At 43.8% G+C, this 23,876-nt stretch carries 20 protein-coding genes; 7 read left to right on the forward strand and 13 right to left on the reverse strand.

The genetic code is table 11. The features are described 5' to 3' along the window. Window positions 1–14 precede the first annotated feature (14 nt). The 4 genes from KNL20_RS07700 to KNL20_RS07715 all read right to left on the reverse strand — a co-directional run bounded on the left by KNL20_RS07700 (window position 15) and on the right by KNL20_RS07715 (window position 9,172). On the reverse strand, window positions 15–1,349 hold the full coding sequence (locus tag KNL20_RS07700; protein ID WP_230400006.1) for a glutamine synthetase family protein: 1,335 nt from the start codon (window positions 1,347–1,349) through the stop codon (window positions 15–17). Between the two features lie 49 nt (window positions 1,350–1,398). Beyond that, window positions 1,399–2,883 carry a glutamate synthase subunit beta gene (locus tag KNL20_RS07705; protein WP_230400007.1) on the reverse strand — a complete coding sequence of 495 codons (1,485 nt, stop codon included), beginning with the start codon at window positions 2,881–2,883 and terminating at the stop codon, window positions 1,399–1,401. Between the two features lie 16 nt (window positions 2,884–2,899). Next, window positions 2,900–7,435 carry a glutamate synthase large subunit gene (gltB, locus tag KNL20_RS07710; protein ID WP_230400008.1) on the reverse strand — a complete coding sequence of 1,512 codons (4,536 nt, stop codon included), beginning with the start codon at window positions 7,433–7,435 and terminating at the stop codon, window positions 2,900–2,902. Between the two features lie 129 nt (window positions 7,436–7,564). After that, entirely contained in the window at window positions 7,565–9,172 is a 1,608-nt protein-coding gene (locus KNL20_RS07715) for a CTP synthase (protein ID WP_230400009.1), read from the reverse strand. 239 nt (window positions 9,173–9,411) lie between these two features. Between KNL20_RS07715 and purF the strand changes: the two genes are divergently transcribed. Both purF and KNL20_RS07725 read left to right on the forward strand, forming a co-directional pair. Beyond that, the gene (gene purF, locus KNL20_RS07720) at window positions 9,412–10,839 is read left to right on the forward strand and encodes an amidophosphoribosyltransferase (protein WP_230400010.1); all 1,428 of its coding nucleotides are present in this window, start codon (window positions 9,412–9,414) and stop codon (window positions 10,837–10,839) included. A gap of 95 nt (window positions 10,840–10,934) precedes the next feature. Continuing rightward, the gene (locus KNL20_RS07725; protein WP_230400011.1) at window positions 10,935–11,216 is read left to right on the forward strand and encodes a chorion class high-cysteine HCB protein 13; all 282 of its coding nucleotides are present in this window, start codon (window positions 10,935–10,937) and stop codon (window positions 11,214–11,216) included. Window positions 11,217–11,265: 49 nt separating this feature from the next. Here KNL20_RS07725 and KNL20_RS07730 read toward each other — a convergent pair whose 3' ends face one another. Continuing rightward, window positions 11,266–11,412 carry a hypothetical protein gene (locus KNL20_RS07730; RefSeq protein WP_230397212.1) on the reverse strand — a complete coding sequence of 49 codons (147 nt, stop codon included), beginning with the start codon at window positions 11,410–11,412 and terminating at the stop codon, window positions 11,266–11,268. Window positions 11,413–11,507: 95 nt separating this feature from the next. Here KNL20_RS07730 and KNL20_RS07735 point away from each other — a divergent pair, with 95 nt between their 5' ends. Together KNL20_RS07735 and KNL20_RS07740 are read left to right on the forward strand one after the other, a co-directional pair. Continuing rightward, the gene (locus tag KNL20_RS07735; RefSeq protein ID WP_230397213.1) at window positions 11,508–12,158 is read left to right on the forward strand and encodes a hypothetical protein; all 651 of its coding nucleotides are present in this window, start codon (window positions 11,508–11,510) and stop codon (window positions 12,156–12,158) included. Then, on the forward strand, window positions 12,151–12,423 hold the full coding sequence (locus tag KNL20_RS07740; protein ID WP_230397214.1) for a hypothetical protein: 273 nt from the start codon (window positions 12,151–12,153) through the stop codon (window positions 12,421–12,423). The genes KNL20_RS07735 and KNL20_RS07740 overlap by 8 nt, the downstream gene beginning before the upstream one ends. A gap of 35 nt (window positions 12,424–12,458) precedes the next feature. Here the strand turns inward: KNL20_RS07740 and KNL20_RS07745 are convergent, their stop codons facing one another. From KNL20_RS07745 to KNL20_RS07775, 7 genes are read right to left on the reverse strand one after another with little or no spacing between them, the layout of a single operon-like run. Continuing rightward, on the reverse strand, window positions 12,459–12,977 hold the full coding sequence (locus KNL20_RS07745) for a CinA family protein (protein ID WP_230397215.1): 519 nt from the start codon (window positions 12,975–12,977) through the stop codon (window positions 12,459–12,461). A gap of 31 nt (window positions 12,978–13,008) precedes the next feature. Next, a complete protein-coding gene (pgsA, locus tag KNL20_RS07750; protein WP_230397216.1) occupies window positions 13,009–13,548 on the reverse strand; it encodes a CDP-diacylglycerol--glycerol-3-phosphate 3-phosphatidyltransferase in 540 nt (179 codons plus the stop codon). Next, on the reverse strand, window positions 13,532–14,869 hold the full coding sequence (rimO, locus tag KNL20_RS07755; RefSeq protein ID WP_230397217.1) for a 30S ribosomal protein S12 methylthiotransferase RimO: 1,338 nt from the start codon (window positions 14,867–14,869) through the stop codon (window positions 13,532–13,534). Before rimO ends, pgsA begins: the two co-directional genes overlap by 17 nt. 14 nt (window positions 14,870–14,883) lie before the next feature. Continuing rightward, window positions 14,884–15,267, reverse strand: coding sequence for a DNA-directed RNA polymerase subunit omega (gene rpoZ, locus KNL20_RS15985; protein WP_329957452.1), 384 nt, complete (start codon window positions 15,265–15,267; stop codon window positions 14,884–14,886). 1 nt (window position 15,268) lies between these two features. Then, window positions 15,269–15,895, reverse strand: coding sequence for a guanylate kinase (gmk, locus tag KNL20_RS07765; protein ID WP_230397218.1), 627 nt, complete (start codon window positions 15,893–15,895; stop codon window positions 15,269–15,271). Further along, window positions 15,888–16,163, reverse strand: coding sequence for a DUF370 domain-containing protein (locus KNL20_RS07770; protein WP_230397219.1), 276 nt, complete (start codon window positions 16,161–16,163; stop codon window positions 15,888–15,890). The genes gmk and KNL20_RS07770 overlap by 8 nt, the downstream gene beginning before the upstream one ends. An 11-nt stretch (window positions 16,164–16,174) precedes the next feature. Continuing rightward, entirely contained in the window at window positions 16,175–17,053 is an 879-nt protein-coding gene (locus KNL20_RS07775) for a YicC/YloC family endoribonuclease (RefSeq protein ID WP_230397220.1), read from the reverse strand. 198 nt (window positions 17,054–17,251) lie between these two features. On the opposite strand from KNL20_RS07775, the gene KNL20_RS07780 reads away from it, so the two are divergent. The 3 genes from KNL20_RS07780 (at window position 17,252) to KNL20_RS07790 (ending at window position 22,901) form a co-directional block, all read left to right on the forward strand. Next, the gene (locus KNL20_RS07780) at window positions 17,252–18,994 is read left to right on the forward strand and encodes an Rqc2 family fibronectin-binding protein (RefSeq protein ID WP_230397221.1); all 1,743 of its coding nucleotides are present in this window, start codon (window positions 17,252–17,254) and stop codon (window positions 18,992–18,994) included. 201 nt (window positions 18,995–19,195) lie between these two features. Continuing rightward, window positions 19,196–21,649: a cation-translocating P-type ATPase gene (locus KNL20_RS07785; RefSeq protein WP_230397222.1), complete on the forward strand. Its 2,454-nt coding sequence runs from the start codon at window positions 19,196–19,198 to the stop codon at window positions 21,647–21,649. 52 nt (window positions 21,650–21,701) lie between these two features. Continuing rightward, the gene (locus tag KNL20_RS07790) at window positions 21,702–22,901 is read left to right on the forward strand and encodes a metallophosphoesterase (RefSeq protein ID WP_230397223.1); all 1,200 of its coding nucleotides are present in this window, start codon (window positions 21,702–21,704) and stop codon (window positions 22,899–22,901) included. On the opposite strand, the gene KNL20_RS07795 is transcribed toward KNL20_RS07790, so the two are convergent. Continuing rightward, window positions 22,891–23,865 carry an MraY family glycosyltransferase gene (locus tag KNL20_RS07795; protein ID WP_230397224.1) on the reverse strand — a complete coding sequence of 325 codons (975 nt, stop codon included), beginning with the start codon at window positions 23,863–23,865 and terminating at the stop codon, window positions 22,891–22,893. The genes KNL20_RS07790 and KNL20_RS07795 overlap by 11 nt on opposite strands. Window positions 23,866–23,876: the final 11 nt, after the last annotated feature.

Below are 23,876 nucleotides of genomic sequence, written 5' to 3' on the forward strand. Positions count from 1 at the left end.
ATTACGCCCCTTTTTCAGATCCGATATAAATATTTACTGATTTCCCAGTCAGATACCTGCTGTATATACTCTTTCCATTCGGCCTTTTTCATCTCGATATAACGTCTGGAAAAATCCTCACCCAGTACGTTTTGAACAAATGCATCCTCTTCAAATGCCTGAATCGCCTGTTGAAGATTACCCGGTAAGGTTTCAATTCCGGTTTCCGGATTCTCTTTCAGTGAGAGATTATTCAGATTTTCCTCCATGCAGGCAGGCGGCATCATCTTATTTCGAATACCGTCCAATCCTGCAGCCAGAATTGCAGCCAGAACCAGATAGGGATTTGCAGATGCGTCCGGAGAACGAAGCTCAATTTTGGTTCGATTTCCTCTGGCAGCAGGAATTCGTATAATCTGACTCTTGCTTTTTGTCGCCCATCCCACGAATACCGGAGCCTCATAGCCCGGAACCAGGCGCTTGTAGGAATTTACCAGAGGATTAGTAATAAGGGACATTCCCTGAATATGCTTCAGTATACCCCCCATAAAATAATATGCGGTTTTACTTAACCCTTTTTCGTCACTTTCATCGAAAAACAGGTTTTTACCCAATTCATCTCTTAAGATACAATTTACATGCAGGCCGGAACCATTACTGTCAGTCACCGGTTTGGGCATAAAAGTAGCATGCAGTCCGTGCCTCTTTGCAATTGTCCGTACAGCAAATTTAAAAGTCATCAGACTGTCAGCAGCTTCCAGTCCTTTGCAATGATGAAAATCAATTTCATGTTGCCCGGGAGAAACCTCATGGTAGGAGGATTCCACTTCAAAACCCATATCTTCAAGGGTCAATACCATGTCTCTGCGCGCATTTTCTCCGAGATCCAACGGACCCAGATCAAAATAACCAGCTCTGTCATGCGTCAGTGTAGTGGGTGTCCCATCTTCTTCGGTATGAAAAAGGAAAAATTCACACTCAGGACCTGCAACGAACTGATACCCCATGCTTTTGGCTTCCTCAAGTACCCGTTTTAGAATTCCTCTTGAACACTCCGGATAGAATGTTCCGTCCGGCTGATATATGTCGCAGATCATGCGGGCAACCTTTCCCTGTTGTGGGCGCCATGGCAGGATTGCAAATGAATCCAGATCCGGATACAGATATAACTCATTCTCATCTTCCCCTGAAAACCCATCTAGCGTGGATGCGTCAAAGATGCATTCATTGTCAAGTGCCTTCTCCAGTTGACTGGAAGTGACTGCCATATTACGCAGGGTGCCAGACATATCGGTGAACTGAAGACGTATGAATTCCACATCCTCCTCCTTCGCCATCTGTAAAATCATTTCCTTGGTATAACGTGCCATCTGTAACTCTCCTTTCCTGGCAATGTATGTTCAGACCTGTAAGCAAAACCTATAAATTCGTATATCCCATAAGGGATTCATCCACCGCCTTTGCCGCTTCACGCCCTTCCCGGATGGCCCATACTACCAGAGACTGTCCGCGATGCATATCTCCGGCCGTAAATACATTTGAAATATTGGTCTGATAGCTGCCTTTTGCCGTCTGTACATTCGTACGTGGATCCAATTCCACACGGAAAGCATCGGTCACATATTTCTGACTGCCGAGAAAACCTGCTGCAATAAAAACCAGATTTGCCGGTATTACCTTCTCAGAGCCTTCAACCGGAACCATATTCATCCGTCCTGTTTTTTCGTCTTTTTGAGGTGAGAGCGTGACAATCTTTAACTGCTTTAGTTCCCCTTTTTTATTACCTATAAACTCCGCCACTGTAGTCTGATAAATCCGCGGATCGTGCCCAAATACCGCAATCGCTTCCTGCTGACCATAGTCAGTTTTCAGCACTTTGGGCCATTCCGGCCACGGATTTGTATCCACCCGTTCCACTGGCGGCGTAGGCATCATCTCCAACTGTGTGACACTTTTTGCCCCAAGCCGGATGGAAGTTCCCACACAATCGTTTCCGGTATCACCACCACCAATCACTACTACATGCTTATCTTTAGCATCTATATATTTTTTATCCTCAAAATTTGAATCCAGCAGACTCTTTGTAACGGAGGTCAGAAAGTCAACCGCAAAATAAATGCCTTTTAACTCTCTGCCCGGAGCCTTGATATCTCTTGGATTCGCTGCTCCGCAGCACAACAGGACTCTGTCATATTCTTTCAAAAGCTGTTCTGCCTTAATATCCACGCCAATATCGGCATTCGTTACAAATTCAACTCCCTCAGCTTCCATCAGCTGTACTCTCCGGTCGATGATCTGTTTCTCCAGTTTCATATTGGGAATTCCATAACGGAGGAGTCCTCCCACCCGATCCCGGCGCTCATACACGGTTACCTTGTGGCCTCTTCTGTTCAGCTGCATCGCTGCAGCCAGTCCTGAGGGACCACTTCCCACGACAGCAACCTTTTTCCCGGTACGTACTTTTGGAGGATTTGCCTGAATCAAACCATTTTCCCATGCATATTCGATAATTGCCAGCTCATTTGCCTTTGATGCCACCGGATCTCCATTCAGACCACAGGTGCAGGCTTCCTCACACAGTGCAGGACATACACGAGCTGTGAATTCCGAAAAGCAATTGGTCTTTTCCAGGCGTTCATATGCCTGTTCCCAGTTTCCGGTATACACCAGGTCATTCCACTCCGGGCACAGATTATTCAGCGGGCATCCGCTTGCCATTCCGGAAATAATCCTTCCGGACTGGCAAAATGGTACACCGCAGGCCATGCAGCGTGCTCCCTGAAGCTTTTGTTTCTCCCTGGTAAGCGGTGTATGAAATTCCTGAAAGTTTTTTATACGTTCCAGAGGAGATGCGCTCACACTATCCTCACGCTCATAATCTAAAAATCCTGTTGGTTTTCCCATGTTTTTTGTTACCTCCCTACTTGCGCAGGCTTTCATAGAAAGCCTCAATCTGAGCCTGCTCACTGCTCAGACCCTTTTCCTCCAGCCGGGTGCTGAGCATCATCATCCGTTTGTAGTCATTTGGAATGATTTTTTTGAATCTTGGTATATAGTCCTGAAAAGAATCCAGTATCCTCTTTCCCTTTTTTGATTCCGTGGCATCTACATGTTTCTGAATTAACATTCTTAACTCTTCTTTATCGTATTTATTTACAACCTTTTCAATTGAAATCATTTCTTTGTTCAGATTCCTGTATAAAGTATTATCTTCATCCAGCACATAGGCAATTCCACCGCTCATTCCTGCCGCAAAATTCTTACCAGTCGGGCCAAGGACTACCACACGGCCACCTGTCATATATTCACATCCATGATCTCCAACGCCTTCGACGACAGCATATGCGCCTGAGTTCCGCACGCAGAAACGCTCTCCTGCAATACCACAGATATAAGCCTCTCCGCTGGTAGCTCCATAAAGTGCTACATTTCCGATAATAATATTTTCTTCGGCCTTAAAGTTAATATTCTTCGGTGGGAACACCACAAGCTTTCCACCGGATAAACCCTTACCAAAGTAGTCATTGGAATCGCCTGTCAGGTTTAAGGTAAGGCCTTTTGGAATAAATGCACCAAAGCTTTGTCCGCCGGAACCTGTACATACGATTTCATAGGTATCGTCTTTAAGTCCCTGACCGAATCTCCTGGTGATTTCAGAACCCAGTATCGTACCAAAGGTTCTGTCGGTATTTTCGACCTTTACCTGTACACTCTTTTTCTCACCCTTTGTTAATGTCAGGGATTTCAGCAGCACTTTTTCATCCAGGGTTTTTTCCAGTTCAAAATCATAGACGGACGAGGGGTCAAAAGTCACCTTTTCCTCTTTTGCGTATGGATTTTCAAAAATCTGTGACAAATCTACACGGGACGCTTTCTCATCTGTTATTTTTTCATTTCTTTTTAGGCGGTCTGAGCGTCCCACCATCTCATCAATGGTCCGAAATCCCAGTTTCGCCATATATTCGCGAAGCTCTTCTGCTATAAAATGCATGAAGTTAACCACGTATTCCGGTTTTCCTCTGAAGCGTTTTCTAAGCTTGGGATTCTGGGTTGCCACGCCTACAGGACAGGTATCCAGATTGCAGACACGCATCATCACACATCCCATTGTCACGAGGGGAGCCGTGGCAAAACCGAATTCTTCAGCTCCCAGAAGTGCGGCAATTGCCACATCTCTGCCACTCATGAGTTTACCATCGGTTTCAATCATGACCCGGTTACGCAGCCCATTTTGAATCAATGTCTGATGAGTTTCAGCCAGTCCAAGTTCCCATGGAAGCCCGGCATTATGAATGGAGCTTCTGGGGGCTGCTCCCGTTCCTCCGTCATAACCGGAAATCAGTATTACCTGCGCACCAGCTTTTGCAACACCGGCTGCAACCGTTCCGACACCAGCCTCGGATACCAGCTTTACAGAGATTCTGGCATACTTATTGGCATTTTTCAGATCATATATTAACTGTGCCAGGTCTTCGATTGAATAGATATCATGATGCGGCGGTGGTGAAATCAGTGACACACCTGGTGTGGAATGCCTGGTCTTGGCAATCCAGGGGTAAACCTTACCGGCTGGCAGATGTCCTCCTTCGCCCGGCTTCGCCCCCTGGGCCATCTTAATCTGAATCTCTTTGGAACTTACAAGATATTTGCTTGTAACACCAAACCTTCCAGACGCTACCTGTTTAATTGCCGAACATCTGCTGGAATCGTCCAGGCGGTCGGTACTCTCTCCACCTTCACCCGTGTTAGACTTTCCGTGTAAAAGATTCATGGCAATTGCAAGAGTCTCATGTGCTTCCTGTGAGATGGAACCATAGGACATAGCTCCGGTCTTGAATCTTTTTACGATGGAATCAACACTTTCCACTTCTTCCAGCGGAATTGGATTCTCGGTGTATTTAAAATCCATAAGGCTTCGTAAATACCCGGATTCCTCCTGATCAATCATTTCTGTATATTGCTTAAACATCTGATAGTCATTTCGCCATGCAGACTGCTGAAGCAGATGAATAGTCTCCGGATTATATCTGTGTTCCTCGCCCTGGCCTCTGCTCTTGTGCCTTCCTATACTGTCCAGTGTCAGATCCGTGTCGAGACCCAGTGGATCGAATGCCTCCGAATGTCTTGTATCCACATCCTTTGCAATATCATCAAGTGTAATCCCTTCTACACGGCTTACTGTATTCGTGAAATACCGGTCAATCACCTTACTTGAGATACCGATAGCTTCAAATATCTGGGACCCCTGATAAGACTGAATCGTAGAAATTCCCATCTTGGAAGCGATTTTGACGATTCCGCTTAAAATTGCCTTCGTATAATCATTTACCGCCGCATAGTAATCCTTCGCAATCATCTTATTTTCAATCAGATCCTGAATCGTATCAAGCGCAAGATAGGGATTGATTGCACTTGCACCGTAACCTAATAAAGTTGCAAAATGATGTACTTCTCTCGGCTCTCCGGATTCCAGGATAATTCCCAGTGCAGTTCTTTTCTTCGTACGTACCAGATGCTGATGGACTGCAGATACGGCCAGAAGAGATGGAATTGCCACATGATTTTCGTCTACCCCTCTGTCTGTCAGCACCAGAATATTGGCACCCTGACGATATGCTTTATCCACTTCTACAAACAGGTGATCAATTGCGCGCTCTAAAGGCGTACTCTTATAGTAAATAATGGGCACTTCTACAACCTTGAATCCGTTTACCTTCATGTTTTTCAGTTTCAGCATATCTGTATTGTTTAAAATTGGATTATTGATTGTAAGCATTTTACAGTTTTCGGGACATTCCTTCAGAAGATTTCCTTCTTTTCCCAGATACACTCTGGTAGAAGTCACAACTTCTTCACGAATGCAGTCAATTGGCGGATTTGTAACCTGGGCAAACAGTTGTTTGAAATAATTGAACAACGGTTGATGCTCTTTTGACAATACCGGAAGAGGAGTGTCTACACCCATGGCTCCAATTCCTTCCGAACCGTTCAGCGCCATGTTGCGGATTGAGGTTCGATACTCTTCATAGCTGTAACCAAAGGCTTTCCAGAGACGATTACGTTCTTCCTTTGTATAGCTATGTACACGTATATTGGGTATCTTAAGGTCATTGAACTGTATCAGATTACTGTCCAGCCATTCCCCGTAAGGCTGTTTACCGGCGTAAAACTCTTTCAGTTCATTGTCATCAATCACCCGCTTTTGCAGTGTATCCACCAGAAGCATCTTGCCTGGGTGAAGCCGTTCTTTTTTTACGATGTTTTCTGTCGGAACAGGAAGTACACCTACTTCAGAAGCCAATATCAGATAGTCATCATCGGTAATATAATATCGGGAAGGACGAAGACCATTTCTATCAAGTACTGCTCCTACCTGATCGCCATCTGTAAAGACAATTGCGGCAGGCCCGTCCCATGGCTCCATCATTGTAGCATAATATTGATAGAAATCCCGCTTTTCCATGGAAATTGTTTCATTGTTCGCCCATGGTTCCGGTATGGCAATCATCACTGCCAGGGGCAGATCCATCCCGCTCATCACAAGAAATTCCAGTGTATTATCAAGCATTGCAGAATCTGATCCCTGCGCATTAATCACCGGGAGAACCTTATCCATCCCATCTTTCAGATAATCAGAATCCATGGTTTCTTCCCGGGCAAGCATCTTGTCCGCATTTCCACGTATGGTATTGATTTCACCATTATGTACAATCAATCGGTTGGGGTGTGCCCGTTCCCAGCTGGGATTTGTATTTGTCGAAAACCTTGAGTGTACAATAGCAATCGCAGATTCATATGCTTTATCCTGAAGATCCCGGAAGAAAGTACGCAGCTGTCCGACAAGAAACATCCCCTTGTATACAATCGTACGGCTGGACAATGACACTACATAGGTGTTGTCATTACTCTGTTCAAATACCCTGCGAACCACATAAAGCATTCGGTCAAATTCCAGTCCCCTGGCCACATCCTTGGGTTTCTTAATAAATGCCTGTTCTATATAAGGCATGCATTCTCTGGCTTTATGCCCAAGTACTTCGGGTATGGTCGGAACTGTTCTCCATCCTAAAAATTCCAGACCCTCTTTTTGAACGATGACCTCAAACATCTTTTTGGCCTGATTCCGTTCCATCTCCTGCTGTGGGAAGAAGAACATACCGATACCATATTCTCTCTCTTCTCCTAAAAAAATGCCGAGGGATTCGCAGGTCTTCTGAAAGAATTTGTGCGAGATCTGCAACAAAATTCCTACTCCATCACCTGTTTTTCCCTCGGCGTCCTTGCCGGCTCTATGTTCCAAATTTTCAACTATCTTTAAAGCATTCTCAACTGTTTCATGGGTTTTTAGCCCTTTGATATTCACCACTGCACCGATACCGCAATTATCATGTTCGAACTGAGGTCGGTATAAACCGGGCAGCTTCTGGTCTCGGGCACATGCAAATTTCTGTGTCATATGCAAAACCTTCTTTCTTGAATTTGAGATTACTATATAACAAAAAAGAAGATTTGTAAAGTACTAATTTAACTTTTTTAAGTTTTTATTGTTCTTTTCAAATTATTTAACGTATTGCATACAAAATCATTATTTTGTTTTGCATGCAACGGCAGCTGCAATCAGGCCTTTAAACAGAGGATGCGGTCTGTTGGGACGGCTCTTAAGCTCTGGATGTCCTTGTGTGCCTATGAAAAACGGATGATTCGGAAGTTCAATCATCTCTACAATTCTTCCATCCGGAGATAAACCGGATAATAGCATCCCGTGTTCCTGTAATGCTTTTCGGTAATCGTTATTTACCTCATAACGATGTCTGTGACGTTCCTGGATTTCTTCCGCCTGGTATAGCTCGTACGCTTTACTGTTTTTTTTCAGTACACAAGGGTATGCTCCTAACCTTAATGTCCCACCGATATCCACAATACCGTCCTGTTCAGGCATCAGTGAAATTACCGGGTGCATGGTGTCCGGATTCAATTCTATACTGTGCGCATCATGATATCCTACAACGTCTCTCGCAAATTCCACAATTGCAAGCTGCATACCAAGACAGATACCCAGGAATGGAACATGATGTGTTCTGGCGTAACCGATAGCTACGATTTTACCTTCTATTCCCCGGTCTCCAAATCCTCCGGGTACCAGGATACCATCTGTATCTTTCAGAATTTCTTCCACATTTCCAGAATTTAATAATTCGGAATCCACCCAACGAATCTGTACATTTGCATGCTCCGCGATACCTCCGTGCTTCAGAGCTTCTGCTACGGAAAGATAGGCATCATGTAACTGTATATATTTTCCAACCAGTGCTATGGTTACGTCTTTGTCAGGATTACGGAGTGCTTCGACCATCTGTGTCCAGTCGGAAAGATCTGGTTCCCTGCCTGGCAGCTGCAGGCATTCACAGACTACCTGTGCCAGGTTCTCCTTTTCCATAGCAAGGGGTGCTTCGTATAGATATTCCACATCCAGATTTTGAAGCACATGACTGCTGGGAACATTGCAGAATAATGCAATCTTATCTTTCAGTTCTATTGTAAGAGGCAGTTCTGAACGGCACACCAGAATATCCGGACGTATACCCATACCCTGAAGTTCCTTCACGCTGGCCTGCGTCGGCTTCGTCTTCATCTCTCCGGATGCTTTAAGGTAAGGAATCAAAGTTACATGGATAAGAATCGCATTTTCACGCCCTACATCATGCTGAAACTGGCGAATTGCTTCCAGAAATGGCTGGCTTTCGATATCACCTACCGTACCTCCCACCTCTATAATTGCAATTCTTTCCTCATCTACATCCTTTCCGCGGTAAAAGCGGCTTTTAATTTCATTCGTAATATGTGGAATTACCTGAACGGTTCCACCGCCAAAGTCGCCACGGCGCTCTTTTTGCAGCACGCTCCAGTAAATCTTCCCTGTAGTCACATTCGAATTCTTATCCAGACTTTCATCAATAAATCGTTCATAATGACCGAGATCCAGATCAGTCTCAGTACCATCATCTGTTACGAAGACCTCACCATGCTGTATTGGATTCATGGTTCCCGGATCAATATTGATATAGGGGTCAAATTTCTGCATTGTCACCTTATATCCCCGAGCTTTCAACAATCTTCCCAGCGAAGCCGCGGTAATGCCTTTTCCAAGCCCGGACACCACACCACCTGTTACGAACACATATTTAACTCCCATAAATGTCCTCCTGTTCTCTTTACTCCATTTTATCGATATTCAGATAATTCACATGTCTAAACTGTAACAAAATACGGAATCCATTATATACCCAACTCTGCTTAAATTACAAACTTTTTTTACTTTTTTCTTGTATATCATCTCTGATTTATGTATAATATATCCGTGTGTTATAAGTTATTCTAAATAACATAATGATATTTATCTGTATATCTTATAAAACAAAAGGGAGTAATGCAATGGAAAATGCCAAAATGCTTTCGACCGGTTTAAGAGAGGAATGTGGTGTCTTCGGTGTCTATGATTTGGATGGCAATGATGTCAGTACCTCTATCTATTACGGACTTTCTGCCTTGCAGCACAGAGGGCAGGAAGCCTGCGGTATTGCAGTCTCAGATACAAGTGGCCCTAAGGGACGTGTAGCCTCCTATAAAGGTTTGGGACTGGTTCATGAAGTATTCAGGGAATCAAAATTAGACGAATTAAAAGGTAATATAGGAGTGGGACATGTACGCTATGCCACCAGCGGTTCCTCTACCGTGGAAAATGCCCAGCCCCTGGTTTTGAGGTATATGAAAGGTTCCCTGTCACTTGCTCATAACGGAAACCTGGTGAATGCCTATGAACTCCGTGAGCAAATGGAACAGGAAGGATCTATCTTTCATACCTCTATAGATTCCGAGGTAATTGCCTATGCAATCGCAAAAGAGCGCATCCACTCCAAAACCGTGGAAGATGCTATCCGCAAGGCAGTGAAAAGAATTCAGGGTGCCTATGGGCTGATTGTGATGAGTCCCAGAAAGCTCATCGGAGTACGGGATCCTTATGGTCTGAAACCACTTTGTATAGGGAAGGCAGATCATACATACATAATGGCCTCTGAAAGTTGCGCTATTACTTCTCTGGGCGGAGAAGTCATCCGTGACGTGGAACCGGGAGAAATTGTTACTATTGATAAGGAGGGCAGCATTCACTCTTCCTTTATCCGTCACGAAGTAAATCACGCCCATTGTATTTTTGAATATATTTATTTTGCCAGACTTGACAGCCACATTGACAACATCAGCGTCTACGAGTCCCGAATCAAGGCGGGTGCATCTCTTGCGAAATCTCACCCTGTAGAGGCTGATCTTGTCGTTGGTGTTCCTGACTCGGGGCTCACCGCTGCAAAAGGATATTCTGAAGCCTCCGGTATCCCTTTTGGATTTGCATTTCATAAAAACAGCTACGTCGGCCGTACCTTTATCAAACCAACCCAAAAAGACAGAGAATCCAGTGTGAAAATTAAACTGAGTGTTTTAGACTCTGTGGTGAGGGGAAAAAGAATCGTTCTGGTAGATGATTCTATTGTTCGCGGAACCACAATTGAAAATATTATCCGGATGATGAAACAGGCCGGTGCACTAGAAGTACATGTAAGAATCAGTTCTCCGCCGTTTTTATATCCATGCTATTTTGGCACAGATGTACCTTCCAATCAACAGTTAATTGCTTCATCACATTCCGAAGAGCAGATCCGGTCGATGATTGGAGCGGATTCATTGGGCTATATGCCAATTGAAGAACTACAAAATATGGTTGGAAATCTGCCAATCTGTAAAGCGTGTTTTGATCAAAAATATCCCATGCTTGTTCCGGACCACGAAATCCGTAATCTTTTGGAATAAAAAGTATATTTCAGGAAAATCAAAAAAACTGTAACCATACTGTCACCATGTTCATAACCTAAAGTGTAAATAAAAGTTTCTCTGGAGGATGTAACATGAGTGATTTAAGTGCTACGAATTGTGGTTGTGGATGTGACAGCGGATGTGACAGCGGATGCGGCGGCGGATGTGACAGCGGATGTGGCGGCGGATGTGGCAATACTTCTCCTGGATTTGCCGGGAATAGCTGCATATGGATAATTCTTCTGCTTTGCTGCTGTGGCGGTTTTGGAAACAGCGGATGTGGCAACAGCGGTTGCGGCAACAATGGATGGGGTAATGACAGCTGCATATGGATAATTCTTCTGCTTTGCTGCTGTGGCGGTTTCGGCTGCTGATTTTTAAATAATTATGGCCGCCATACCAACAAGTATGGCGGCCACAATTCTATTTACGCTTATTAGCGGAGCTTTTTATAATTTTATTTTCATAATCCTTCTTTCTTTTCTTTTCTTCCCTTTTTTGCATACATTCCAAATCTATCTCATAAATTGCATTATCCTCGATGATAAGTCTGGTCTTCTCTTCCTTCATGTGCGATTTCCTTTTTCTTTATATATTATGTATCTTTGTTCATACTTTCCACTCCTGATTCATATTATAAATAGAAAACCCGTGAGGATCAGACCATGGACGAACTACATGGACAACGCATGACTCCTTTTGACCAGATGATCAGTGATGACGGCCTGCAGATTCTAAAAGCTTCTATTCCGTATGTTCCAACACGTATGCAAGGGATGCTTTCCATCTTTGCAAAGGTGAAAGAACTTCAGAATGTACTATCCTTCTCCAGAAGGCTGCCTTCCATGCACATGGCATCACAGGAAGGACATGGTTCCATGATGGAGATGTTTCAGGATATCGGGCAGTACACAAACGGTAGTATGAAGGGAACTTTTGACAATTTAAATTCCATGTTATCCATGATGCAGATGTTTCAATCGTTTCAAAATTCAGATGCAGGGGGTATGGATTTCAGCAATATGAGTAATATGAATCCAGGCAATATGAATTCTACGAATATGAGTTATACAAATCCGGAAAATATGGATTTTGGCAATACAATGAATACAGACTTTCCGAATTTTAATTTTTCTGATATGGAATTTCCGGATATGAATGTTCCAAATATGGACATTCCGAATATAGATGAGCAGGAAATGGATGCTCAGGATAAAGATGTTCAGGATATCATGGATTCTTTTATGTCAGGCAAAGAATCAGAACAGGAACAGCAACAATTCAGCCAAGAAGAGGAGGATATAAATTATGAATGAATGGATGAATGATCCGAAACTTTCAGGTATCGACCCTTCAAAGCTGGCTATGCTTCAGGCACTTGCCAGCCAGGGGAGTCAAAAATCTCAAAATGATATGCTGCCATTTTTGATGGCCGTAGCCAATAACTCCCAAAAAAAGGGCATACAGTTTACACCCCAGGAAATGTCGATGATCGTTGATGTTATGAAAAAAAGAAGTTCACCGGGAGAGGCGGCAAAGATTGAACAGATGTTGAACATGATGCGTATGATGAATCGGTGATACACCATAAAACAGTTACTACTCAGCCATAAATCCTATCCCATGGCTGAGTAGTAACCAACGATACATTCCCGTAAAAGGGTTAAGGTGCAGACCACCGACTGCTCCCGAATCTGCATCCTGCTTCCGGTAAGGTGAAGCTCTTTTATTGTAGTTTCTCCTTTACAGCAGCATCCAATATAAACCAGACCCACTGGTTTTTCTTTGGTTCCGCCTCCGGGTCCGGCGATTCCGGTTACGGATACAGCAATGTCGGTTCCGGTTCTTTTAACGGCTCCTTCTGCCATCTCGCGGGCAGTCTGTTCGCTGACCGCACCGAATTGGTTCAATGTCTCATTTCGGACGCCTGCCAGATGATGTTTGGCTTCGTTGGAATACGTAACAAATCCCTGCATAAAAACATCCGAAGCACCCGGAACGTTGACGATTCGAGCAGATATAGCACCACCTGTACATGATTCCACCGTCGTCAATGTAAGCTTTTTTTCTTTCATAAGCCTGACCACGGACATCTCCAGTGTTTCTTCTTCATCCCCTGTACGATCTTCAGGCATGAATCCCTGTTCCTCCTTTCAGGATTTCATATTAATCCTGCATGTTAAAAACCTGTTTATTTTTTGCCAGATAATCAACCAATGATATTACAGTCAAAATAGTCGCAATCACAATCAATATTGTTTCAATCACAGAAAATGCCCCGCCAAAATCTGCAATAAGCAGGATAATCATCATCATCTGGCTGACAGTCTTTAACTTCCCCCACCAGCTGGCTGCAATTACGATACCATTATCAGAAGCCACCAGGCGGAAGCCACTGATGATAAATTCACGGGAAATAATGATAATCACAACCCAGGAAGGTAGTTTTCCCAGTTCAATCAGGCAAATCATGGCCGAGCAGACAAGCAGTTTATCCGCCAGAGGATCCATAAATTTTCCAAAGTTAGTAACTAAATTATCTCTTCTCGCCAGATAGCCATCCAGCAGATCCGTAAGACTGGCTACGATGAATATGACAAGGGCAATCCACTTGTGGCTGTCTCCGCCAATCGGTACCAGCATGAACAGAACAAAAAAAGGAATCATAATAATGCGTAAAAGAGTCAGTTTATTCGGTGTATTCATCAGCAATCTCTCCTATCAGATCATATTCCAGCGAACCGGTAATTCTAGCCTTTACAAAATCCCCGGTAACAAGATTTTCGGTGGTATTCAAAAACAGATAGCCATCCACTGACGGCGCATCCGCATAAGTGCGGGCAACGTAAGCATCTTCATCCGCCACCTTCCCCTCTATCACGGCAAGCAGAACCTGGCCCACCTTGTTTTTCCCTGTTTCCAAGGAAATATCCTGCTGCAGTTCCATCAGCTCCGCCTGACGGTTCAGTTTTACTTCTTCGTCAATCTGATTTCCCATATCGGCTGCCGGCGTATCCTCTTCCGGAGAATAAGTGAACACGCCAAGCCGGTCAAATTTTATCTCCTGAACAAAATCCATAAGTTCTTCATGCTGTTTCTTCGTCTCTCCCGGAAAGCCCGTAATCAATGTGGTTCGAAGAGCAATATCCGGTATTTCCTCTCTTAAGTTCTGAACGATGCCGGTCAGTTCCTGTCTGGTGGTTCTTCGTCCCATACGCTTAAGAATCGTATCCGAAGCATGTTGAATGGGAATATCCAGATAATGGCAGACTTTGGGTTCCTCTTTTATGACCTGAATCATTTCAGGATAAATCTCCTCCGGATAACAATACAGGATCCTGATCCAGCGGATTCCTTTTATTTCACATAACTTCTTCAGCAAAACATGGAGGGATTTCTTACCATAGATATCTTTTCCATATAGTGTGGTTTCCTGAGCCACCAGAATCAGTTCCCTGACGCCGGCATCGGCCAGCTGCCGTGCTTCTTCAATAAGTTTTTCCACAGGTACACTGCGATAACCTCCGCGAAGTTTAGGAATAATACAGTAGGTACAATGCTTATCGCAACCTTCAGCAATCTTCAGATACTCATAACTGCCGCCTGTCGTAATGGTGCGTTTCGCATTCACTTCCGGTATTCCTTCCAGAAGCCGGTAATTTTCATATCCGTTCCCCTGCAGTACTTCATCTATAGCTTCCACGATTCTGTCGTAGCTGTTAGTCCCCAATATGGCATCAACTTCCGGTATTTCATCCGGTATTTCATCCTGATAACGCTGCGCCATACATCCGGTTACAATCAGTGCCTTGCAGGAACCACTTTTTTTATACTCTGCCATTTCCAGAATGTTTGCGATACTTTCTTCTTTTGCATCATTGATAAAACAGCAGGTATTGACAACGATGATATCCGCCTTTGTCTCATCGTCTGTGATGCTGTGTCCATGTTGGGTCAATAACCCCAGCATGCGTTCTGAATCCACCAGGTTCTTATCACAACCAAGTGAAATAAAAAATACTTGCATGTAAACTCCTTATTCTATTGTTCAGCCTCTCCGTTCTGTATTTCTTCCTGGATTTCAGCGACTTCATCTTTTGTATCTCCGGGATTAGATTCCTGGGTTCTGATTTCTTCAATAGTTTTCTCTTCGATTTTGGCTTCTTCAAATGCAAGCTCTTCTTCTATCTCGGATTCTCCATCTTTTACGATGTGGATATTTCCTTTGTATAGTTCTTCTACAGCAACGGATAATGGTTTTTTTTTACCTTGCCGTATGGAGGGTTTTGCACCGCCGATAATCTGTCTTGCACGCTTGCTGGTTGCAAGTACCACAGAATATCTGGAAGTGACAAGCGGAGCCTCGTCAATATCCAGTTCCGCATTAATGACCTCGATTAACTCTTTGTATGATGGATGTATCATCTTAAAAATCCTCCCTTTTCAACTCATCTTGTATCCTGGTTATAAATTGTGACTGGTGGCGGCTGGTTTCGTGCTGAATCTGTATAATCTGGTGAATATTGGAAACACAGGCATCAATCTCATCATTGATTACAATATAGTCATATCTTTCCATCTCTTCGGATTCTTCCGCTGCTCTGTGTAATCTGCCCTGAATCTGATCCGTAGTCTCTGTACCCCTGCCCTTTAGCCGGCTGACTAGCGCTCCGGCACTTGGAGGTGTAATAAATAACAATAATGCATCAGGAAACTGCTCTTTTACATGAAGAGCTCCCTGAATCTCGATTTCCAGAATTACATCTTTTCCAGCGTTCAATTGTTCCTCTACATATGCTTTGGGTGTTCCATAGTAATTATCTACATACTTTGCATATTCAATAAATGAATCTTCGCTTATCATCTGCTTAAATTCTGAAATGCTTTTGAAAAAATAATGCACACCATCCTGTTCCCCGTCCCTCGGTCTGCGGGTTGTTGCAGAAATTGATAATGCATAATTATTATACATGGAAAGAAGTTTTTTAATTACGGTTCCTTTCCCTGCTCCTGAAAAACCGGAAACCACAACCAAAATACCTTTGTTAAACATCTGTCTCTTCCTTCTCTTCTAAAATATACGTATCGCGATTAAAGCGCTTACTTATGGTTTCTGTCTGAAGCGCAGACAGTATAATCAGATCTTCACCGGTTATGATTACTGCTTTCGTTCTTCTTCCCTGTGTGGCATCAATCACACGTCCTTCTTCTTTTGCGTGAGCAATCAGACGTTTGACCGGAGCCGCCTCCGGATTTACAACAGCCACGATTTTTTCGGAATTAACCACATTTCCAAATCCTATATTTACCAGTTTAGCCAATGTTTTTCACCTTATTCTATATTCTGAATCTGTTCACGGACTTTTTCAATTTCTGTTTTTAATTCAATCGCAATATTTGAAGTTTCAAGATCATTCGCCTTGGAGAGTATGGTGTTGGCTTCCCGGTTCATCTCCTGAGCGATAAAATCAAGTTTTCTGCCGACTCCATCTCCCGTCTTTAAAACGGACTTCATGTTCTCTATATGGCTGCGCAGGCGGACGGTTTCTTCGTCTGTACAGATCTTATCTGCAAACAGTATGACTTCTGCTGCAATTCTGCTGTCCTCTATCTGTGTATCTGCAAGGAGTTCTTTTGTTTTCTGCTCAAGTTTTTCTCTGTACTCCTCCATAATCAGCGGAAAACGGGTTTCAATCTGTCCCACATTCGCAAGCATCTGATCCAGCTTTGCAGTTAAATCAGCTTTAAGATTCTCACCCTCCAGATTTCTGGAAGCCGCAAACTGCCTGCCTGCCTCCGTCAAAGCCTTTTCAAGCAGGCACCATAGCTCTTTTTCATCCACCGGCTGTTCTTCCATGGAAAACACCTCCGGTAAGGCTATGAGTCCGCGTACCGTCACATCATTCTTCAAATGAAATTCTTCTTCCATCTGTGAACAATATTCCAAATACTTTTTCGTCAGATCCCTGTTATATTTCAGGGAGACATTATTTCCGGAAAAATCTTCATATGTAATAAAAACGTCAATTTTGCCACGCTGCATATAATTCTTCAGCGTGGTTCGTATCGCATTTTCAAAAAAACTCAGCTTTTTTGGCATCTTGATATTAAAGTCCAGATATCTGTGATTGACAGACTTTATTTCTACTACAAATCTGGTATCCGAATCCTGAACCTCAGAACGCCCGAAGCCGGTCATGCTGTTAATCATAAGCCCTCCTGTCCGCTATGAGCGATGCACTTTTAGGTTTATCCCATTTATGCATACATGTTTATTATACGCGTTTGACCTATGCACGTCAAATCCTTTTTACCAGTTTTCTTCAACCGTTTTCTTCCACGCGGCGGGCATTGACATGAACCCTATAATTCAGTAAGATAAAGACAAACATTGACAAGGAGTATTACCATGGCATTTGATGGAATTACGATCGCGGCTGTACGCGCTGAATTAGAAAATAAAATAGTTGGTGGAAAAATCAATAAAATCGCCCAGCCGGAGGCTGACGAACTGATTCTTACGGTAAAAAATAACCGGACACAGTATCGCCTGCTGCTCTCGGCCAACGCTTCTCTTCCGCTGATTTATTTAACGGAAAGTAACAAATTAAGCCCCATGACAGCACCTAATTTCTGCATGCTTCTGCGGAAACATATCGGGAGTGGAAAAATCCTGTCCGTCACCCAGCCGTCACTGGAACGTGTACTTGTCTTTGACATTGAACATCTAAACGAACTGGGGGATATCTGCCGTAAAAAACTTATGGTGGAAATCATGGGCAAACATAGCAACATCATCTTCTGCAGCGAAGATGACAGGATCATTGACAGCATTAAACACGTCTCAGCAAATATGAGTTCCGTACGAGAGGTCCTGCCCGGGCGGGCGTACTTTATCCCTGAAACGCAGAATAAAAAGAACCCATATACGATATCGGAGACAGAATTTAAGCAGTCTGTTCTCTCAAAACCGATGTCTTGTGCCAAGGCACTTTACACTTCAATTACAGGACTTAGCCCAGTCATGGGAGAGGAAATCTGTTACCGGGCTAAGATTGAAGGCGGGCTTCCCGCAGATGCATTGGATGAAATCTCCCGTGAGCATCTTTACCATACATTTATGCGTCTTATGGAAGATGTCAGCCAGAAAGAATTCCGGCCCAATATCATCTATGAGGAGCAGGAGCCTGTAGAATATGCCGCACTGCAGCTGACGCAGTACGGTGATTTTAAATCGCAGGGGTTTGACAGTATCAGTCAGGTACTGGAGCAGTATTATGCGATGAAAAACCGTATCAGCCGCATCCGTCAGAAGTCCGTTGATTTACGGAAGGTGGTAACTACCGCTCTGGAACGTAATGTCAAAAAGCTGAACATTCAGGAAAAGCAGATGGCAGATACAAAGAAGAAGGATAAGTATCGAATCTACGGAGAGCTTTTGAATACTTATGGCTATGAGACCGAACAGGGGGCAAAATCCCTGGAGGCACTGAACTACTATACCGGTGAGCTGATCACAATTCCCTTGGATGAAACGCTGAACCCCTCTGAAAATGCAAAAAAATATTTCGAACGTTATAATAAGCTGAAAAGAACTGCGGAAGCACTGGATGTTCAGTTGGGAGAAACCCGGGAGGAAATCTCTCATCTGGAATCTGTCCGTACATCACTGGATATTGCTCTGGAGGAAGAGGATCTGGTGCAGATTAAGGAAGAATTAGTTTCCAATGGTTACATCCGCAGAAAAGGGCCTGCGGGAAAAAGGGTCAAAATCACGTCCCGCCCCTTCCACTATATATCCTCCGACGGTTATGATATCTATGTGGGAAAAAATAACATCCAGAATGAGGAGTTATCTTTTAAGCTTGCAACAGGCAATGACTGGTGGTTTCATGCAAAGGGATGCCCCGGTTCCCACGTAATCGTCAAGTGCGGTCCGGATGGAGAGATGCCGGACCGCACCTTTGAAGAGGCCGGCCGTCTTGCCGCCTATTACTCCGGGAACAAGACAGCTCCTAAGGTTGAGATTGACTATACGCAGAAAAAGAATCTGAGGAAGCCAGGCGGCTCCAAGCCCGGATTCGTCGTGTACTATACGAACTACTCACTTCATATTGAACCCGATATCACAGGTATCCGTCAGATTAATTAACAGACCGGAAACGTTTATACTGGATTGCTAACAATTAAGTAACATATTCATCCAAAAGAATTCATAAAGATTTTAATTTTTTCTTTGGTATCCTATGTTATAATTATCCAATGATTTGGCACCATATATCATGTATAATACCAGGGTCAAAAGGTCATGCTTTACATGCCTGTCTGACATCATCATACAAGAGGAGTTCTAATGAAGAGAAAAATAAAGGAAATTCGCGATGAACATACAGAGAGACTTCCAACCACCCGCTATACCGCAGATCCTGCCGTAGGACTTACGGCAGCTCAGGCGGAAGAATATATGCAGAACGGTTGGACAAACAGGGCGGTCGAACCACCCTCAAAGACAGTTTCCGAAATCATTCAAAGCAACGTATTTACTTATTTCAATTTGATTTTTATTATTATTGCTGTTCTGCTTATTATTGTTGGTTCTTTCAAGGATCTGACATTTCTTCCGGTTGTTATCTGTAACACCCTGATTGGGATTATTCAGGAAATACGGGCAAAAAAAACTTTGGATAGGTTATCCGTATTAAATGCTCCAAAGGCAAAAGTAATACGGGGTGGAGAACAGACAGAGATTGCGGCAGAGCAGCTGGTTCTCGATGATATTGTGGTTTTTAGTGCCGGGAATCAGATCTGTGCCGATGCTGTCGTACTTGACGGAGAGGTTTCGGTCAATGAGTCTCTGCTGACCGGAGAAGCAGATGAAATCACAAAAAAAACCGGTGATGAACTGATGTCAGGAAGCTTTATTGTATCCGGCAGCTGTCATGCCAGGCTGGACAAGGTAGGGGCGGATTCCTATATTTCCAGACTGACTCTGGAGGCCAAAGCTGTCAAAGATGGTGAACAGTCCGAGATGATCCGTTCCTTGAATAAGTTGGTAAAGGCTGTGGGAATAATTATCATTCCGATTGGATTTCTGTTATTTTCCCAGCAGTTTTTTTTATCACATGAAACATTCCGCAATAGTATTATTTCTATGGTGGCTGCCATTATCGGTATGATTCCGGAAGGACTTTATCTTCTGGCCAGCGTGGCTCTCGCAGTGAGTGTCATGCGCCTCGCCGGTAAAAAGGTACTTGTTCATGATATGAAGTGTATTGAGACACTCGCCCGTGTCGATGTACTGTGTGTGGACAAAACCGGAACCATTACAGAAAATACCATGCAAGTGAGTGACATCCTTGCAACAGATCAGTTTGACGCCGAACATATGCCATCATTGATGGAGATGGTCAGTGATTTTGCCGCCGCCATGTCAAACGACAATATTACGATGGAAGCTTTGAAGAGCTACTTTACTACTCCGGGAGCAAGCGTACCGGTATCCACGACTTCATTTTCTTCTGCTTACAAGTACAGCAGTGTTTCCTTTTCAGATGCATGTTACGTTCTCGGTGCTCCCGAATTTGTCTTAAGGGATGATTATGAAAGCTGCAAAGAACAGATTGAGGAAGAAGGGGCTAAGGGATATCGTGTTCTTGTCTTCGGCTCCTATGATGGTACGGCTGACGGAAAAGAACTGACCGGGAAAGTCAAGCCTTTGGGGCTCATCCTGCTTTCCAATCCGATTCGTAAGGAGGCACCGGAAACCTTCCGGTATTTTGCGGAACAGGGTGTGGAAATCAAAGTTATCTCAGGGGATAATCCTGTGACAGTTTCAGAGGTTGCCAAGCAGGCCGGCATCGCAGATGCTGAAAAGTATGTTGATGCCTCCACTTTAAAAGACGAGGGAGATATCCAAAAGGCGATGCTCCAATATACGGTCTTCGGACGTGTGACACCTGATCAGAAGCGCCAATTCGTTCAGGCTTTGAAGGGAGCCGGAAAGACTGTCGCCATGACCGGGGATGGGGTGAATGATGTTCTTGCCTTAAAAGATGCAGATTGTTCTGTGGCAATGGCCTCAGGAAGTGATGCAGCGGTACAGGCGGCACAGTTGGTTCTGCTGGATTCCAATTTTGCATGTATGCCTTCCGTCGTAATGGAGGGACGGCGTGTGGTCAATAACATACAAAGGTCGGCAAGCCTGTTCTTGGTTAAAAATATTTTTTCGCTGCTAATGTCGTTATTTTCCGTGGTGTTTATGCTGAACTATCCATTGGAGCCGTCACAGGTTTCCCTGATCAGTACGTTTACTATCGGAATCCCCGCATTTTTCCTTGCACTGCAGCCGAATAATAACAGAATCGAAGGACATTTTCTGACAAATGTACTGTTGAAGGCATTACCGGCTGGTCTGACCGATGTACTGGTAGTGGCCGCACTTGTAATTTTCGGTCAGGAATTTGCAGTAAGTTCCATTGACATCTCCACGGCATGTACGATGCTTCTGGCAATCGTGGGATTTATGATTCTTTATAAAATAAGCCGTCCGATGAATCGGCTGCGCTGGATTATATGGCTCGGATCCATCGCAGGCCTTTTGATATGCAGTATCTATCTGGGGGACCTGTTTGGTATTTCGGGAATGTCTCCAAGATGTGTTATGCTGTTCCTTGTATTCTCTATTGCAACGGAACCTATCCTACGATACAGTATTATCGCTTTGGATTACATTCAAAAACAATGGAGACAGATAAGGGGGAAAATGAAGGGCAGACGTTCCCTTAAACATTTGTTTTCAAAATCTTAGATTATAGTCAGCTATGGGGTTATGCAACATCCGTATATTGGGGAGAATACAAATGATTTTTTTTATGATTGCTTTGCTTATTTATATCGTTTTAAATATCTGTGTCATACGGCACATGGAAAACTGGCTGGCTTGCTGTCACACACTATTTCGCAGGCCTTTTGCCAAGGTTGTCTATATTCTGTTCTATACCCTCCTGGCCTCCGGTCCGGTTATCGCTCTTTTGCTTCCAGCTTCTGATTTTCAGATTGCTTTGGCAAAATTCAGTAATTATTGGATGGGTGTGTTTATCTATATCCTGCTGGCACTTCTGGTTGCAAAATTGGTTGTATTAATTTTAAAAATATTCGGGAAGATGCCCCGGAGGGCATCTAAGGATTACAAGCAGCTATGCAGAATCGGCGGCCTGACTCTTTTGCCCCTGATTGCAGGGATAAGTATCTATGGTGCGGTGCACACAGGAACTATTAAAACAAAGGAGTATCAGATTACAATTCATAAACAGGCCGGAGAACTAAGTGGACTGCGTATCGGCCTGATATCAGATCTTCATCTCGGATACAGTGTGGGAAAAAGGGATGTGGAAAAAGTAGTCCGGCAACTGAACAGCGCAAATCTGGATCTGATATGTATTGCCGGAGATATTTATGACAATGATTATGATACCATTGATCATCCTGAAGAAATCAGCCGGCTTTTTTCCGGGCTTCAAAGTACCTATGGTACCTTTGCATGCTACGGAAATCACGATATCTCAGAAAAACTGCTGGGAGGTTTTACGTTTGAAGATAAAGGTCGCGAACTACGGGATCCCAGAGTTGATAAGATGCTGGAGGATGGAGGCATCACCATATTAAACGATGAAGTGCGTTTGATTGAGCGTTCCTTTTATCTGGCAGGACGTCTGGATGCTTCCAAAACAGGTGTTTCAGGTTTAAAACAGAAAACTATTACAGAATTCACCAAAACACTGGAGCCGGATAAGCCGATTCTGGTCATGGAACATCAACCCGGCGATCTTGCTAATGAGGCGGAGGCCAATGTAGATTTGTCCATGGCGGGGCATACCCATAATGGACAGATTTTTCCCATAAATCTACTGATAAAATTATTCTGGAAAAATCCTTATGGACTATATGAGAACGGGGATTTTCATTCTGTTGTCACCTCCGGTGTGGGAACCTGGGGTCCCCACATGCGGGTTGGTACAAACAGTGAAGTGGTGATCATAGATGTGACGTTCAGCGAATGACAGACATCATTAAAAGATAAACAGTGGCTACAGAAATAACAATCTGAATAATTGTAAATCGGAACACCGTCTGGGTATTGGACCATCCCAATACCTTTCTTACATGATCATGCAGTGGGGTCCTGGTATTCTTTAAAATATGTATTTTAAAAAACCGCAGTAAAAATACCTTTGCCAGTCCCAATCCACCATCCAATAGCAGTACACCTGCAATCAGAAGATATAAAAACGGACTTCCTGTCTTCATGGCAGCGATGGCTATGAAGATTCCCATGGCTCTGGATCCCGCATCACCCATCATCAGAATGCTGGGTGATGCATTGTACCAGAGATATCCCAATATGCAAACCACAAAAAGAAGAATTATATAGGAATACTCCGGATCCATTTTCTTAATCTGTCCAATTACATAAATTGACATCAAAGAAACGATTGTTAAGGTACCCGATAAACCGTCCACTCCATCTGAACAATTGGTTACATTAATGGATACCCAGACCAGAATAACAGCCAATATACCGAAGACCACCGGAGGCAGCGTTACTGTAATTCCAATTGTTGCAAGCTCGATGCTGCTGCTGTTAAACTTTAAAAAAGTTACCGCAATAATCACAGCAACAAGGAAATCAAGAAACCCCTTTTTGTATTCTCCCCATGGTTTATCCGATGCATCATCCAGATAACCGGTCAGCATCTCTACCACCACCATGGCCAGATATATAAACAACTCCAGGTTCATATCTGAAAACAGAAGTGCTGAAACCGCAAACACCAGAATAAAGATAAGACCTGCACCTCGCGGTTTTCCGGCAGACAGTTTCCCATCCACTGCAAAATCCCTTCCCATATCTCTTGGCAATCGCCCGGCAAATTTTGTCGTCATCAGGCACGTAAACCCAAACGCAAACAAGATACCCACAAATGCCAGCAACGGTCCGCTTCCGTCAATCAGGTAATGTATCATGTGTAGTCCTC

This window comes from Novisyntrophococcus fermenticellae, assembly GCF_018866245.1.
GTDB classification, from domain to species: domain Bacteria; phylum Bacillota; class Clostridia; order Lachnospirales; family Lachnospiraceae; genus Novisyntrophococcus; species Novisyntrophococcus fermenticellae.

Excerpts from the sequence above, each read along its gene's own strand:
- KNL20_RS07700 (WP_230400006.1), bottom strand. The coding sequence starts at position 1,349 with ATGGCACGTTATACCAAGGAAATGATTTTACAGATGGCGAAGGAGGAG.
- KNL20_RS07705 (WP_230400007.1), bottom strand. The coding sequence starts at position 2,883 with ATGGGAAAACCAACAGGATTTTTAGATTATGAGCGTGAGGATAGTGTG.
- gltB (WP_230400008.1), bottom strand. The coding sequence starts at position 7,435 with ATGACACAGAAATTTGCATGTGCCCGAGACCAGAAGCTGCCCGGTTTA.
- KNL20_RS07715 (WP_230400009.1), bottom strand. The coding sequence starts at position 9,172 with ATGGGAGTTAAATATGTGTTCGTAACAGGTGGTGTGGTGTCCGGGCTT.
- purF (WP_230400010.1), top strand. The coding sequence starts at position 9,412 with ATGGAAAATGCCAAAATGCTTTCGACCGGTTTAAGAGAGGAATGTGGT.
- KNL20_RS07725 (WP_230400011.1), top strand. The coding sequence starts at position 10,935 with ATGAGTGATTTAAGTGCTACGAATTGTGGTTGTGGATGTGACAGCGGA.
- KNL20_RS07730 (WP_230397212.1), bottom strand. The coding sequence starts at position 11,412 with ATGAAGGAAGAGAAGACCAGACTTATCATCGAGGATAATGCAATTTAT.
- KNL20_RS07735 (WP_230397213.1), top strand. The coding sequence starts at position 11,508 with ATGGACGAACTACATGGACAACGCATGACTCCTTTTGACCAGATGATC.
- KNL20_RS07740 (WP_230397214.1), top strand. The coding sequence starts at position 12,151 with ATGAATGAATGGATGAATGATCCGAAACTTTCAGGTATCGACCCTTCA.
- KNL20_RS07745 (WP_230397215.1), bottom strand. The coding sequence starts at position 12,977 with ATGCCTGAAGATCGTACAGGGGATGAAGAAGAAACACTGGAGATGTCC.
- pgsA (WP_230397216.1), bottom strand. The coding sequence starts at position 13,548 with ATGAATACACCGAATAAACTGACTCTTTTACGCATTATTATGATTCCT.
- rimO (WP_230397217.1), bottom strand. The coding sequence starts at position 14,869 with ATGCAAGTATTTTTTATTTCACTTGGTTGTGATAAGAACCTGGTGGAT.
- rpoZ (WP_329957452.1), bottom strand. The coding sequence starts at position 15,267 with ATGATACATCCATCATACAAAGAGTTAATCGAGGTCATTAATGCGGAA.
- gmk (WP_230397218.1), bottom strand. The coding sequence starts at position 15,895 with ATGTTTAACAAAGGTATTTTGGTTGTGGTTTCCGGTTTTTCAGGAGCA.
- KNL20_RS07775 (WP_230397220.1), bottom strand. The coding sequence starts at position 17,053 with ATGATTAACAGCATGACCGGCTTCGGGCGTTCTGAGGTTCAGGATTCG.
- KNL20_RS07780 (WP_230397221.1), top strand. The coding sequence starts at position 17,252 with ATGGCATTTGATGGAATTACGATCGCGGCTGTACGCGCTGAATTAGAA.
- KNL20_RS07785 (WP_230397222.1), top strand. The coding sequence starts at position 19,196 with ATGAAGAGAAAAATAAAGGAAATTCGCGATGAACATACAGAGAGACTT.
- KNL20_RS07790 (WP_230397223.1), top strand. The coding sequence starts at position 21,702 with ATGATTTTTTTTATGATTGCTTTGCTTATTTATATCGTTTTAAATATC.
- KNL20_RS07795 (WP_230397224.1), bottom strand. The coding sequence starts at position 23,865 with ATGATACATTACCTGATTGACGGAAGCGGACCGTTGCTGGCATTTGTG.